Origin of the sequence: Peribacillus sp. CSMR9, from assembly GCF_033141925.1 — a bacterium.
In the GTDB taxonomy this organism is placed as follows: Bacteria; Bacillota; Bacilli; order Bacillales; family DSM-1321; genus Peribacillus; species Peribacillus simplex_A.
The window spans coordinates 19,263-31,873 of record NZ_JAOPHO010000050.1; the positions used below are offsets into that span (position 1 = coordinate 19,263).

16 protein-coding genes are annotated in these 12,611 nt (G+C 40.3%); 10 read left to right on the plus strand and 6 right to left on the minus strand.

The window, feature by feature from the left end; translation table 11 throughout:
- Nucleotide 1: 1 nt before the first annotated feature.
- The 3 genes from opp4C to N9I19_RS18265 are packed head-to-tail and all read left to right on the plus strand — an operon-like array spanning nt 2 to nt 2,877.
- Nucleotides 2-925 (plus strand): oligopeptide ABC transporter permease, encoded by a 924-nt coding sequence (gene opp4C, locus N9I19_RS18255; protein WP_317778597.1) that lies wholly within the window; start codon nt 2-4, stop codon nt 923-925.
- Between the two features lie 9 nt (nt 926-934).
- Complete coding sequence (locus tag N9I19_RS18260) at nt 935-1,915, plus strand: ABC transporter ATP-binding protein (protein ID WP_317778598.1); 981 nt, start codon at nt 935-937, stop codon at nt 1,913-1,915.
- A complete protein-coding gene (locus N9I19_RS18265; protein WP_317778599.1) occupies nt 1,912-2,877 on the plus strand; it encodes an ABC transporter ATP-binding protein in 966 nt (321 codons plus the stop codon). The genes N9I19_RS18260 and N9I19_RS18265 overlap by 4 nt, the downstream gene beginning before the upstream one ends.
- A 222-nt stretch (nt 2,878-3,099) precedes the next feature.
- Here the strand turns inward: N9I19_RS18265 and N9I19_RS18270 are convergent, their stop codons facing one another.
- Both N9I19_RS18270 and N9I19_RS18275 read right to left on the minus strand, forming a co-directional pair.
- Nucleotides 3,100-3,570: a DinB family protein gene (locus N9I19_RS18270; RefSeq protein WP_317778600.1), complete on the minus strand. Its 471-nt coding sequence runs from the start codon at nt 3,568-3,570 to the stop codon at nt 3,100-3,102.
- A gap of 566 nt (nt 3,571-4,136) precedes the next feature.
- Nucleotides 4,137-4,547 carry a GNAT family N-acetyltransferase gene (locus tag N9I19_RS18275; RefSeq protein WP_317778601.1) on the minus strand — a complete coding sequence of 137 codons (411 nt, stop codon included), beginning with the start codon at nt 4,545-4,547 and terminating at the stop codon, nt 4,137-4,139.
- 557 nt (nt 4,548-5,104) lie between these two features.
- Between N9I19_RS18275 and N9I19_RS18280 the strand changes: the two genes are divergently transcribed.
- A complete protein-coding gene (locus N9I19_RS18280; protein ID WP_317778602.1) occupies nt 5,105-5,998 on the plus strand; it encodes a TIGR01777 family oxidoreductase in 894 nt (297 codons plus the stop codon).
- Nucleotides 5,999-6,068: 70 nt separating this feature from the next.
- Nucleotides 6,069-7,244 carry an LL-diaminopimelate aminotransferase gene (locus N9I19_RS18285; RefSeq protein WP_317778603.1) on the plus strand — a complete coding sequence of 392 codons (1,176 nt, stop codon included), beginning with the start codon at nt 6,069-6,071 and terminating at the stop codon, nt 7,242-7,244.
- Nucleotides 7,245-7,422: 178 nt separating this feature from the next.
- Here the strand turns inward: N9I19_RS18285 and N9I19_RS18290 are convergent, their stop codons facing one another.
- Nucleotides 7,423-7,665: a hypothetical protein gene (locus tag N9I19_RS18290; protein WP_284471752.1), complete on the minus strand. Its 243-nt coding sequence runs from the start codon at nt 7,663-7,665 to the stop codon at nt 7,423-7,425.
- 263 nt (nt 7,666-7,928) lie between these two features.
- Here N9I19_RS18290 and N9I19_RS18295 point away from each other — a divergent pair, with 263 nt between their 5' ends.
- Together N9I19_RS18295 and N9I19_RS18300 are read left to right on the plus strand one after the other, a co-directional pair.
- Complete coding sequence (locus tag N9I19_RS18295) at nt 7,929-8,201, plus strand: phage holin (protein ID WP_061461701.1); 273 nt, start codon at nt 7,929-7,931, stop codon at nt 8,199-8,201.
- Between the two features lie 191 nt (nt 8,202-8,392).
- Entirely contained in the window at nt 8,393-8,872 is a 480-nt protein-coding gene (locus tag N9I19_RS18300; protein WP_284471751.1) for a C40 family peptidase, read from the plus strand.
- Between the two features lie 88 nt (nt 8,873-8,960).
- On the opposite strand, the gene N9I19_RS18305 is transcribed toward N9I19_RS18300, so the two are convergent.
- Together N9I19_RS18305 and N9I19_RS18310 are read right to left on the minus strand one after the other, a co-directional pair.
- Entirely contained in the window at nt 8,961-9,497 is a 537-nt protein-coding gene (locus tag N9I19_RS18305; RefSeq protein WP_284471750.1) for a GDYXXLXY domain-containing protein, read from the minus strand.
- Nucleotides 9,490-10,548 carry a DUF2157 domain-containing protein gene (locus tag N9I19_RS18310; protein WP_317778604.1) on the minus strand — a complete coding sequence of 353 codons (1,059 nt, stop codon included), beginning with the start codon at nt 10,546-10,548 and terminating at the stop codon, nt 9,490-9,492. Before N9I19_RS18310 ends, N9I19_RS18305 begins: the two co-directional genes overlap by 8 nt.
- A 233-nt stretch (nt 10,549-10,781) precedes the next feature.
- On the opposite strand from N9I19_RS18310, the gene N9I19_RS18315 reads away from it, so the two are divergent.
- From N9I19_RS18315 to N9I19_RS18325, 3 genes are read left to right on the plus strand one after another with little or no spacing between them, the layout of a single operon-like run.
- Nucleotides 10,782-11,099 carry a PadR family transcriptional regulator gene (locus N9I19_RS18315; RefSeq protein ID WP_317778605.1) on the plus strand — a complete coding sequence of 106 codons (318 nt, stop codon included), beginning with the start codon at nt 10,782-10,784 and terminating at the stop codon, nt 11,097-11,099.
- Complete coding sequence (locus N9I19_RS18320; RefSeq protein WP_317778606.1) at nt 11,099-11,650, plus strand: DUF1700 domain-containing protein; 552 nt, start codon at nt 11,099-11,101, stop codon at nt 11,648-11,650. The genes N9I19_RS18315 and N9I19_RS18320 overlap by 1 nt, the downstream gene beginning before the upstream one ends.
- Nucleotides 11,647-12,441, plus strand: a complete 795-nt coding sequence (locus N9I19_RS18325; RefSeq protein WP_317778607.1) for a DUF4097 family beta strand repeat-containing protein — start codon at nt 11,647-11,649, stop codon at nt 12,439-12,441. The genes N9I19_RS18320 and N9I19_RS18325 overlap by 4 nt, the downstream gene beginning before the upstream one ends.
- 82 nt (nt 12,442-12,523) lie before the next feature.
- Here N9I19_RS18325 and N9I19_RS25290 read toward each other — a convergent pair.
- The coding region (locus N9I19_RS25290; RefSeq protein WP_411730515.1) for a hypothetical protein at nt 12,524-12,611 on the minus strand (88 nt) is incomplete at its 5' end.

Below are 12,611 nucleotides of genomic sequence, written 5' to 3' on the forward strand. Positions count from 1 at the left end.
AATGGAGACTGTCAAACCGTTAATCTATAAGGGGAAGAAATCAGCGAAGGTTAAATCCCCTTCATTATGGAAACAGACCTTTCACCGCCTAAAAAAGAACAAATTGGCGATGGTCAGCTTATTTTTCCTCATATTCATGTTTTTGCTTAGTTTTGCCGGGCCGCATTTTTCACCCTATATTCTTGATAGGACAGATATTGCATATGCCAATAAGCCACCAAGTGCTTCACATTGGCTTGGGACTGACAACTACGGCCGGGATGTACTGACAAGACTGATGATGGCAGGACAGATCTCGTTAACTATAGGTCTTGCTTCCATGCTCCTATCCATTGTCATCGGAGCATTTCTAGGTGCCGTATCTGGGTTTTATCGGGGAGTTGTCGATTTGGTCATCATGCGTCTCGCGGACATATTAATGTCGATTCCGGGTTTGCCGCTCCTATTAATAATGGGAGCCATCCTTTCCGAGTGGAAGGTCCCGTCCGAATACAGGCTTTACATCATCATGATCATGCTAAGCGTTGTCGGCTGGCCGGCGCTCGCAAGACTCGTGCGTGGTCAGATTTTATCCTTAAGGGAACAGCCCTTCATGCAAGCCACGGAAGTCCTCGGATTAAGCGACAGACGGAAGATCTTCCATCATCTGATTCCGAATACCCTGCCATTGTTGCTTGTTGTGGCAACCTTAAATGTGGCGGGTTCGATTCTCAGTGAATCGGCGTTGAGCTTTCTTGGATTGGGAGTGGTTCCTCCCACCCCTTCCTGGGGAAATATGATGGACGCCGCCAATAATTATATGGACTTCCGGAAGCGCCCTTGGTTATGGATCCCTCCTGGATTAACGATCTTTTTAACAGTGGTGTCCATTAATCTGCTGGGAGACGGATTAAGGGATGCGCTCGATCCGAAAATGAAAAGGTAGGTGTTGGTTTTGAGCGAAGCTCTATTGGAAGTGAAAAACCTAGAAACGAATTTCTATACAGAAGAAGGCGTTGTAAAAGCAGTGAACAACGTCAGCTTTTCAATTGGCGAGCAGGAAACCGTTTGTATCGTAGGGGAATCCGGCTGCGGAAAAAGCATAACGTCACTTTCAATCATGCAGTTGATTCCTGAATCCGGCAAAATTGAAAATGGAGAAGTGAATTTTGCAGGACGTAATCTGCTGCAAATGAACAAGAAGGAAATAAACCGCCTTCGCGGAAATGATATCGGAATGATCTTTCAGGAGCCGATGACGTCGCTAAACCCAGTTTACACGATTGGTCAGCAGATGATTGAACCATTGCAGGAACATTTGCTCCTCAGCCGGAAGGATGCTTATAAGAAGGCACAGGAACTCATCACATTGCTTGGAATACCAAACCCCGAGAAAATAATCAGCATGTATCCCCACGAACTAAGTGGAGGGATGCTTCAACGGATAATGATCGGCATTGCCATCAGCTGCAATCCAAGGCTCATCATCGCAGATGAACCGACGACTGCTCTTGATGTGACCATCCAGGCCCAAATTTTAGATATATTACGGGATATAAAAAAGGAATTCAACACATCCATATTGCTAATTACGCATGATCTTGGAGTCGTAGCGGAAATGGCAGACTATGTCATTGTAATGTATGCAGGGAAAATCGTGGAGCGGGGACCAGTATTGGAAATGTATACAAATCCTCAGCATCCCTATACAAAGGGACTAATGAAAGCAAAGCCACTCATTGGGGAACGGAAGGAATCGCTATTTACGATTGCCGGGCAGGTTCCGAACCTGGCTGAACTGTCGGAATCCTGCTATTTTGCCGACCGCTGTGAGCATCGTATGGATATTTGCTTGAAAAGACACCCTGAACTGAAAGAAACTTCCGACAATCATAGTGTGAGCTGCTATTTATATGAGGGTGAGGACGTTCGATGAGTGAAACATTATTGGAAGTGAAAAACTTAAAAAAATATTTCTCAGGCTCAAACGGGATTTTTGGTAAAAAGAATGAATCGGTCAAGGCCGTCGACGGTGTCACATTCACCATTGAAAAGGGAGATGTATTTGGTTTAGTCGGTGAATCCGGAAGCGGGAAATCAACCATAGGAAAAACGATTTTAAGACTTCATGACAAAACGGAAGGGGAAGTGCGATTTAAAGGGGAAGATGTGTTCAGTCTGAATAAAAAGGACCTGCGCCGCCTCAGGGTTCAAACGCAGCTTGTTTTTCAGGACCCTTTCAGTTCCTTGAATCCCCGTATACGGGTTGGGGACGCGATCGGGGAAGCCATGGTCCAGCACGGCCTAGCCACAAATAAGGACGTCAGGGAAAAGGTGCTTCAGGTCATGGAAACATGCGGCTTGTCTCCGTATCATGTTGACCGCTATCCGCACGAGTTTTCGGGAGGACAACGGCAGAGGATTGTCATAGCCAGGGCGATTGCCCTCAATCCCGAATTCCTTGTCATGGATGAACCTGTTGCGGCCCTCGACGTATCCATCCAGGCCCAAATCATCAATCTTTTTAGTGAGCTGCGCAAGAAAAAAGGGCTTTCCTATTTGTTCATTTCCCATGATTTGAGTGTGGTGGAGCATTTGTGCACAAAAATAGCCATCATGTATCTAGGAAATATTGTGGAGTTGGCAACTAAAGAGGAACTTTTTGATAACCCGCTGCACCCATATACGAAAGCGCTCCTGTCTGCCGTACCCATCCCTGATCCACGTGTAAAGCGGGAGCGGATCATATTAAATGGCGACATTCCGAGTCCGGTGAACCCGCCATCGGGATGTAAGTTCAGGACTCGCTGTCCGATGGCAACGGAGCTTTGCGCCGAAAAGGTTCCGGAGTTCCGGGATATGGGGAATGGACATTTCACAGCCTGTCATCATGTGTGAAAATTGTTGAACTGTGAGACTTATACATTTAAAGAATATTTTACGATGATTATAGATTTGATTAGGATAATCATTATTTTTCACTAATGGGTGGCTAGAAGAGCGGAGTTATCTTGAAGTCAGGTTATAGATATCTTAAGGATTTTTCATGCCGTATATGACACGGCTGCAAAATAAAAAGGGTGATTCACCATGATGAATCACCCTTTGAAAGAGATGCAGTTAATCCCAAACGCTAATTCTAGGAACTCCGGCAGTTCTTAAGTAGTCCAATAATTGACCAGTATGTACTGACTCATGATAAGCGATTCTAAGTAACATGTCTCCTAAATCTCTAATATATCCCATATTAGAGCGATCAATTTTAATATTTGATAAGTCGTCTTCGCTGAAGGATTTTATTGTTTCCAAAAAATCACGCCTGTAGGGTTCGGCAAAGTTTAATTCTGCTTCGACAGAGATAAGTGGCTGTTTTTCGAATGGTGATTCATAAACAGATAAGCTACCTTGATTTTTAATAGATAAATGATAGTAATGCTCACTATCAAGGACATGTCTAACCATTTCTAAACAACTCATTGCCTTGTCATCTGGTTTCCAATGGAGAGTGTCATTAGGTATTGAAATCCATAGTTTAATGTTTCTTCTTCTGACCTCTTCCAGATTTAAGATGATTAGTTCAATTGATTTCATAATTTCCTCCTCATTAAGCAGTGTATATCATTACTATACACGTTTTGATGCATGATTTATTGAATTATTTTGAAAATAAGGAAAAAATAATGATCGTTCGAAGTTGTATATTAATGCGTATTCCTTCTAATATATATTGTACCGTTCCTGTTTAATTCAATTAGGATATCGTATAAGGTAGCCAGTTTCTACTTGTTGGCATTTTTAAAGGAATCTCTAATACCATGCCAAGGGAGGACATATGGGCGGAGGTTTTCGTTCAATTAGATTGTCCATGTTTAAATGTAGAACAGATCATTTTAATGAAGCAACCTAGAGAGGAATTAGATCATGATTAAGGTTTAATAAAAGGTTGAATAGACTACAGGGAAAATGCCTATGAATCCATGTAGAATTTACAGGCGATTTCATTTTCCTTGTTGTTCATTGCATGGAGGAACACAAGATTCATATATCCGTGTAATCCTAATATTCCTTATTTGAGAGTCCAATTAATGAAGGATAAAACAGAATGTATTTTAATCGATTTCTTCGTATTTATGGTGATAGGGGGCAGGAGGACCCTTTTAAATCAATGATTGAATTAGAATGTCATCATGATAAATTAAAATCGGTTTAAATCCAAATTCTTTAAATTTTTGCAATGCCTCAGGGTTATATTTGTTCACAAAACCGGATACTACAAGGATCCCTTTTTTTCTTGCATAAGCTACTAATCCTGGTAAAAGGGATTGCAGATTTCCCTTTCCCCTATACTTCTTCTCAAGCACTATATAATTAATATGAGCCACTTTAGATAAATAAAGATTATAACAAAGAAATCCCACTACTTTACCTTTATCATTACAAATCACAAGTACCTTATGTGACTTTTGCAAAATTTCATGCACTGTATCAGACGAAACCCGAAAATTACTTACCGTAATTTCCGTTAATTTCTTGATGTCTTTTTTAGGTTTCCAGTCTCGAAAGTACATCGTAATTTCTCCTTTATCTCTATTGGATATAACAGTTATTTACCAGAAATATATAGCTATACATAACCAAAACTTAGCAATCAGCATTAATGTTTTATTAATATGGAATCCCTTTAGAATATTCCAAAGGGATTCCATATTAATCTTTAAAAAAGAAACCTCTTAAAAATCCCGTTTAAATTCCTTGATTGAATTACCGTTATTGTTTTTTAATAAATTTTCCAAGACTCTTATCAAGCCAGCCCTGCGGCTGCTATTTCCAATTTTGGAATTGCCGCTTCTAAAATTACTAGTTCTAAAATTACTAGTTCTAGAACTACTTGTTCTTCTTAGTTTTTTATTTGACACTGTAATCATCCTTTTGTTTTATAATTTTCCACATTACTAATTTATGTGTAATTTACCCTTTTGCTTGGACAAGTTCCTTAATTATTGCCACTGTGGTATATACTATTTAATGTAATAATATGGTATAATTTTTGTGAAGTAATTCACAAAAAGGATGTTACTGGTTATTACTCGAACTATTAACACATAACAGAAAGCGGGTTGGTTATATGCTGAAGAAAGTGGTTTTAGCTGGCGGGACTGGTTTTGTCGGTCAATACTTTGAAAATCATTTCAGGAATTTGGGATATGAGGTAAGAATCATCTCCAGGCAAACCCCGCATATCGGATGGGAAGATAAAGAAGGAATAAGGGAAACAATCGATAATTCGGATATGTTAATCAACCTCGCCGGAAAAACAGTCAATTGCCGCTACAATGTCAAGAATAAGAAAGAAATCTTAGATTCACGAACAAATACGACTGAAGTGCTCGGACAGGCGATTGAACAATGTGAAAATCCTCCTTCATTATGGATAAACTCAAGCACGGCAACCATATACAGGCATGCTGAAGATAAACCAATGACAGAAGAGCATGGTGTAATCGGTTCAGGCTTTTCCGTTGATGTAGCAAAAGCGTGGGAGCGCTCATTTTTCGATTTCCGCTTACCCAAGACGAGACAAATTGCTTTACGGATTGCCATTGTATTGGGCGATGGGGGAGTGATGACCCCTTATAGGAATTTGGTTAAATTCGGCCTGGGAGGACATCAAGGATCAGGAAATCAGAAATTCAGTTGGATACATATAGAAGACTTATTTAACATTGTCCTTTTTCTGAGAAAGAATGAGGAGTTGAGCGGGGTGTTCAATTGTTCATCGCCGCACCCAGTTACAAATCGTGAACTGATGGCCTATTTGAGAAAGAACATGAATAAAAGGATAGGAATGCCTTGCCCAACACCCATGCTTGAAATAGGGGCTTTCTTTATGGGGACCGAAACGGAATTGATATTAAAAAGCCGCTTTGTCATACCTGAGAGGTTGGAAAAGGAAGGATATGCATTTAAATTCCATCATCTTGATGAAGCTCTTCATCAGATACTGATGAACTCTAATTAAGGGTATAAAATATTGTAGATTGATTGCTATAATGATAGATATAAGATCATTAATGAAGGGGAATCGCAGAATGAATATGGGTCCATCAGAAAAAGTCGGAAGATTCAAAACAGGGATATTTTCAGAGTTGGCGACCCGCAAGCGGGCAGCGATGAAACGAGGGATGGATGTTATTGATTTGAGTGTCGGAAGTCCGGATTTACCACCGCCTGATTTTGTTGTGGATACGCTTGTAAAGTATGCACAGGATCCTAATTCCTATGGATATACGTTAAAAGGTACGCCTGAATTCCATGAGGCAGTCCGTTACTTTTATCGGCAGCGTTACGGAGTGGAACTGGATGCAGAAAAGGAAGTCCTGCAACTGATGGGATCCCAGGATGGCCTTGCACACTTGGCAACGGCGATGATAAACCCGGGAGATTATGTGCTGGTGCCAGATCCGGGATATCCAATTTATGAAGCGAGTGTTGAGCTTGCCGGCGGAATCATTCATCCGATGGCGCTTACTGCGGAGAATGGATTCCTGCCGCAGCTCAACGACATTCCGGATGAAATAGTGAAAAAAACGAAAATGATGATCATCAGTTATCCGGGAAATCCAGTCACCGCCCTTGCTGATGAAGCTTTCTTTTCAGAAGTCATATCGTTTGCGGAAAAGAATGAGATCCTGGTGGTTCACGATTTTGCTTATTCTGAGTTGATTTTTGATAATCATCGACAAATTAGTTTTATGTCCATTCCTGGTGCCAAGGAAGTGGGGATTGAATTTAATTCACTTTCCAAAACCTTTAATATGGCCGGCTGCCGGATTGGGTATGTGGTCGGCAATAGCGATGTGCTGAACATCTTGGGAACATTGAAATCACACATTGATTATGGGGTTTTTTATCCCATCCAAAAAGCAGCCGAAATGGCGCTTACTTCCAACCTTTCGCTGCTATCCGATCAGGTTAAGGAATACGAGTCCCGGCGTGATGCCTTGATATCAGGCCTTGCCGAAGGGGGATGGAAAGTGCCGAGGACCTCAGCGACCATGTTTATTTGGGCCAAAGTTCCAGCTGGTTGGAAATCACGAGATTTTTCCTATGCACTGATTGAAAAAGCAGGAGTTACAACCGTTCCTGGAGATGCTTTTGGGAAACAGGGTGAAGGGTATGTCCGGATGGCTTTGGTCCAACCGGCTGAGAGGTTGACGGAAGCTGCTGAACGGATTCGATTGTTTTTGGAGGAATATCGAGTGTAAAAGTTGTCATTTAGTAAGGGGAAGTAAAGGCATATCACTCCAGGATTTCATCCTCAGGCAAATATGGGGAAAATTGAAGCGAAAAGCAAGTATCATGCCTATTGATTTATGTTCATTACATTGGGATATAAGAACGCTCGATCATGGATCGAACGTTCTTTATTTTTGTTTCTACTGCTTAATTATTTTTCGCGACTTTATTTAAAATGAAATAGGCTGATATAGCAGAGATTGCAGCAATTATCATTATAGGCATTTCCGAACGTTGCACAAAAATGACCTCATTGGATAATGTACCGCCGATATGTCCTGATCCTGAAAAATCAGGGGCATATGCAGCAGTTAGAATAAGTCCGGATAAAACTTGTAATATCATGAATATCAATAAGAAACTAATTGTGAAAAAAAGATACTTTTTCATTTTACACCTCCTCATTCATGTACGTATGTCTTGTATAAAAGTTACAAAATTTTACACTTTTCGTAAAGGGAATTGGTTTCTCTCACTCTAGTTTTCTAAAACTATTTTGATGTTTAAGAGAAGGTCCATCCTCGGATGGACCTTTTTAAAGGTGAATTTCATGGAGTTTTCGAACGTAAAATGGACAAGCAGCATAATATATAGCAAGTCCGTAACTATTTTTCAATAAAGTTGACTTAATATGATAGATAGGGGGAAAAGCAATGATCAACTGGAAAGTGCGCCTTAAGAATCCGACGTTTATATTCACTGTACTCCTTCCGGGGCTTTTATTTTTGGCGCAGATGGTTGCAGCGTTCATAAACAATTTCATTACCCCAATAGGCTTTAGCATAACTGATGATGCAATTAACGGGGCATTAGGCATCATTAACTTCATAGCGCTTACTTTCTTTGGGGTCGGCGGTGTGGTCGATCATACCACAAAAGGTCTAAGTGACAGTGAAAATGCTCGACAATACGAGGAGCCCAAGTAACGGGCCCTGACTCCGTAATCTACTAAAAGAAGAATATACCAGATAACACCGTACTGGTTACACAACGGGTATCTGGTTTTTTGTTTTTTGTAGGGATGATGGTGGACCAATGAAATCTTTTTTGGTCTGAAAACTGAAATGCAACATACATTTAAAATTGTGGTTCATTTTCAGTTTGGGGAGGAAAAAGAATGAGTTATCGTTTACCAGTTTCAAAATGGCTTGCTGCCATAGTTTTATTCGGGGCATTGTTGACAGCATTCATATTCAGTCCGGCTAATGCTTCAGCTTCTATTAATTATGGTGATGAAGTTGCTGCTTTGGCAAAGAAGCAGGTGGGAAGCTCCTATAAATATGGAGGGACGACACCAATAGGGTTCGATGCAAGTGGTCTTACCCAATATGTATATAAAAATGCTGCGACGGAAATGAAGATTCCGAGAACGAGTGCGGAACAGTATAAAATCGGAAAGGCCGTGAAACAAAAAGACTTAATGGCGGGCGATTTGGTCTTCTATGCTACAGGTAAGAAAGGGCAGGTCTCCTTTGTTGGAATCTATTATGGAAATGGCACATTTGTCGGGACCACGACCAAAGGAGTCAAGGTGGTCAAAATGAGTGATAAGTATTGGAAAGAAAAATATATAGGGGCAAAACGAGTCATTAAGTAACAATTTGACGTTCATCTAAAAAGTACAGCAACTAAAAGAGCATCGATTCAGATGCTCTTTTTGCTAGTCATATCCGGGATCGGGTCATTCATTCAATGATAATGTCCGTTAATACAACATTGCCATTACGAACCTTTACCACGGCCACTGAAGGATTGGCCAATGCGTCCTTCTCCATTTCCTTAGCCTTTTCTTCGGATGCGAAATAATTGTCCAGACCGTATCTGATCTGAATGGTTTTAGCATTTTGCAGGTCATAAGGGATTTCCAATTCCCCTTTTAGGTAAATGCCATTGCCGGGTTTTTCTTTCGATACGGAATCGACATCATATAGTCCATCGGCGTTTTGTTTTAAACGTACATATACCTTTTTATAATCACCCGTATTTCTAGTATTGAAATCGGATTTAATCGAGCCATCGAGTTGTGATGGCTTAACGGATTCAATTTCGTATTGCAATGCCACATAGCTGCCCCTAAACAAGTCAGTCGGATCGACCGGGGCAGTTTTGATTTTGATTACATCGCCTGTCATTGTTGTCCAGACTGGAGGAAGCGCCAAGACTAACAGAATCAAGACTGGAATGGAAAATACGATGAGTGGCCGGAATGATGGTTTATTCATTGAGTTCTCCTCCTTTTTTTCGTCGATTTTCAAAGAAGAAGCCAAAACCGATAAGCATGATGCCGCCGATGATGAATGTAAGCGATTTTGGCAGGAAGTCAAAGGAATCGATGTAATATCTGAAAATCAGTGCACAGATGATCACGATGCTGGTCAAACTTCCTTTTAGAATGAGATATAGCAGAAAAACGAAATAAGCTAGAGGGAACCAGATTGAATAATCAAAGGTAAGGAAGAGTGCAGTAATACCATGTAACATATGCCCTTGTATGTGGGTGATGTTTTGTAATTTAGCTCTTACCGGAATATAGGCCAGTACGATTCCCAACACAAACAGAATGGAAAGGACAATCGTATTCGAATTTTCAAACTCCAGCTTAGGCACGAATTCCATAAGAAATAAGGCAATTGTATTGATGGCTAAAGCGTTAATGAAAAAGGTCAGATATTTAGGGTAATCGAATTTCTTTAACATAATGTATAAAGCCGGTAAAAATACAAGAATGGCAAGCGGATAAGCTGTTTCATCAACGAAAATACTTCCGTTAATATAAATGAAAAGCAGGAAAGATGTAAAAAGGAGAACGAAGACATCCTTCAAATAGTAACCGATGAATACCGTACCGATCGCCCATAATAAAAAGGAACTGTTGAAATTGATGCTGATATTAAACATCTGCTCAATTAGAAAAATCCCTGCACCAAATATTAGAATCCCTGCATAATGCAGACTTCGTGACGTTTTGGGAAAGCGTGCCTGCCACCTCACACCAGCAAAGTTCACCCCGATGAGGCATGCAATGATAAGCACGAATTTGACCGCTTTACTTAAATAGATCCAGTTACTGGCGACAAAGGTCAATACCCCCAGACCTAAAAGAAGTGCCCCAATGGATAATAGAATAGTGATGAAGCTCAAATTACCTTTTACGTCATAGGAATCTAACATCCTCACTTTCTCTTGCTGGGAGATGACGCCTTCCTTTTCAAGGTAATTAAATTCATGTTCAAGAAACTCGAATTGCTTTTTCGTTATTTCTTTGTTGGCCAAAGTAACTCCTCCTTCCACATTTTACTATTATACATCGTATTCTCTTACAGCCATGAATATATGTATTTTCTTCTACCCGTATTGGATTGCATGTAAGATATAAAATAAAATATTTTCAGTACCTTGCAATGAACAGTACCATGTGGTAAATTATTTACATAATATGTATTGTTCGGTGTTCAGTACTGTTTATTAAACTATACTAAAGAACTCTTGGAAGGAGTGATGGTGCTATGAATGTACAATTTAAGAAAGGTGTCTTGGAACTGTGCGTCCTGGTCTTATTGGATAAGCAGGATCGCTATGGCTACGAACTTGTACAGAAGATTTCAGATCAGATCGAGATATCGGAAGGTTCGGTATATCCACTTTTACGAAGATTGACGAAGGAAGAGTATTTTACGACTTATTTGCAAGAATCAACAGAAGGGCCACCGCGCAAGTATTATAAGTTAACCGATAAAGGCCGGAGATACCTTCAAGAGTTGCTGACGGAATGGAATGAATTTTCCTATGGGGTCAACCAATTAATCAAGGAGGGTGTGAACTGATGAATAAAGAACAGTTTTTAAAGCAGTTGAATGAATCTTTAACAGGGCTTTCCTTAGAGGAACAGGAAGATATCCTCCAAGATTACGAAGAGTATTTCACAATTGCAATGGAAAAAGGGAAGACAGAGCAGGAAATTTCCACTTCCCTTGGGAATCCTAAACATATTTCCAAGGAGCTGTTGGCATCCTACCATTTAGGTCAGGTCGAACAATCGACTTCTGCCGGTAATGTAATGCGGGCCGTTTGGGCAGTCATTGGTTTGGGATTCTTTAATGTAGTGATCGTTTTGGGGCCATTTATTGCATTGGTCGGAGTTGTCATTGCAGGATGGGCATCGGCGATAGCGTTCATTCTTGCTCCATTGGGCGTTTTTTTCAACCTTGCAGTGGGCAACTTTCAATTATTCGAACTGTTCTTCGCATTGGGGCTAAGCGGGATTGGCATTTTCATTGCTATGGGAATGTTTTTCGCTACGAGCGCTTTAACCAAAGGTTTCATTCGTTATTTAAAATTTAACGCTTCCCTTGTGAAAGGCGGTTTGAAAAAATGATTAATGTTAAAAAGTTATCGATCCTTGCACTTGTATTGTTATTGGTCGGAGTAATAGGAAGTCTGTTTACTGTTTCCCAAGTGACGGATCAGAAAACGACTAAAGAGGAAGAAACAATTTCAGAGATTGTGACGGACGTTCAGGTCGACACTGACAATGCAGCTGTGGAGATCATTCCAACGAAGGGTAAGGATACCAGGATAGAGTTGGATTCAAAAGGTGTGGATGTTTCCAAGCTGGATTTCTCTGCAGATGTGGAAGGCAAGAAGCTATCGATAAAATTAAAAGATCGACATACTTCTAGATTTGGTTTTCAAATTCAATCCTTACATTTAAAAGTATATGTGCCTGATAAATCCTATAAATCTTTTGTAGTCGAATCCGATAGTGGAAAATTGCAAATATCTGAATTGAAAAGTGAAATTCTAAATGTGGAATCTCAAAATGGCCGTGTTGAATTAAATGATATAATAACCGAAAAAGTCAAAGTGAAATCTGCTAATGGAAGAGTGGATCTTAATAATGTAGAGGGAAATCTGGTTGGGTCATCGAGTAACGGTGAAATCACATTGGTCACGAAAGACCTGGATAGGATGATCGACCTCGAAAGTGATAACGGTAAAATCATGATCAAAACAGAAAATGAACCGACAAATACAACTTTCAATGTTCATGTCGACAATGGAAAGGTAGATATCCTTGGTAAGTATGAGGGCAATACTGTCATTGGCAAAGGTGAAAACTTAGTGAAATTGGAAACGAATAATGGAAAAATCGAAGTAACGAAATAGTCGTGAAGCGTGAAAAAGCCGACCCAATTGGGTCGGCTTTTTCAGTTAAGCGGCCATTGTATCTTCATGAACAGACTTTGGCTTATTGTAATGCCTTTTTAAAACAGAGCTGGCACGTCTTTTCCGTTACATTACTCAAGAAGTAATCGAATTCTTTCTCATCTTCCTCC

Excerpts from the sequence above, each read along its gene's own strand:
- opp4C (WP_317778597.1), top strand. The coding sequence starts at position 2 with ATGGAGACTGTCAAACCGTTAATCTATAAGGGGAAGAAATCAGCGAAG.
- N9I19_RS18265 (WP_317778599.1), top strand. The coding sequence starts at position 1,912 with ATGAGTGAAACATTATTGGAAGTGAAAAACTTAAAAAAATATTTCTCA.
- N9I19_RS18270 (WP_317778600.1), bottom strand. The coding sequence starts at position 3,570 with ATGAAATCAATTGAACTAATCATCTTAAATCTGGAAGAGGTCAGAAGA.
- N9I19_RS18275 (WP_317778601.1), bottom strand. The coding sequence starts at position 4,547 with ATGTACTTTCGAGACTGGAAACCTAAAAAAGACATCAAGAAATTAACG.
- N9I19_RS18280 (WP_317778602.1), top strand. The coding sequence starts at position 5,105 with ATGCTGAAGAAAGTGGTTTTAGCTGGCGGGACTGGTTTTGTCGGTCAA.
- N9I19_RS18285 (WP_317778603.1), top strand. The coding sequence starts at position 6,069 with ATGAATATGGGTCCATCAGAAAAAGTCGGAAGATTCAAAACAGGGATA.
- N9I19_RS18290 (WP_284471752.1), bottom strand. The coding sequence starts at position 7,665 with ATGAAAAAGTATCTTTTTTTCACAATTAGTTTCTTATTGATATTCATG.
- N9I19_RS18295 (WP_061461701.1), top strand. The coding sequence starts at position 7,929 with ATGATCAACTGGAAAGTGCGCCTTAAGAATCCGACGTTTATATTCACT.
- N9I19_RS18300 (WP_284471751.1), top strand. The coding sequence starts at position 8,393 with ATGAGTTATCGTTTACCAGTTTCAAAATGGCTTGCTGCCATAGTTTTA.
- N9I19_RS18305 (WP_284471750.1), bottom strand. The coding sequence starts at position 9,497 with ATGAATAAACCATCATTCCGGCCACTCATCGTATTTTCCATTCCAGTC.
- N9I19_RS18315 (WP_317778605.1), top strand. The coding sequence starts at position 10,782 with ATGAATGTACAATTTAAGAAAGGTGTCTTGGAACTGTGCGTCCTGGTC.
- N9I19_RS18320 (WP_317778606.1), top strand. The coding sequence starts at position 11,099 with ATGAATAAAGAACAGTTTTTAAAGCAGTTGAATGAATCTTTAACAGGG.
- N9I19_RS18325 (WP_317778607.1), top strand. The coding sequence starts at position 11,647 with ATGATTAATGTTAAAAAGTTATCGATCCTTGCACTTGTATTGTTATTG.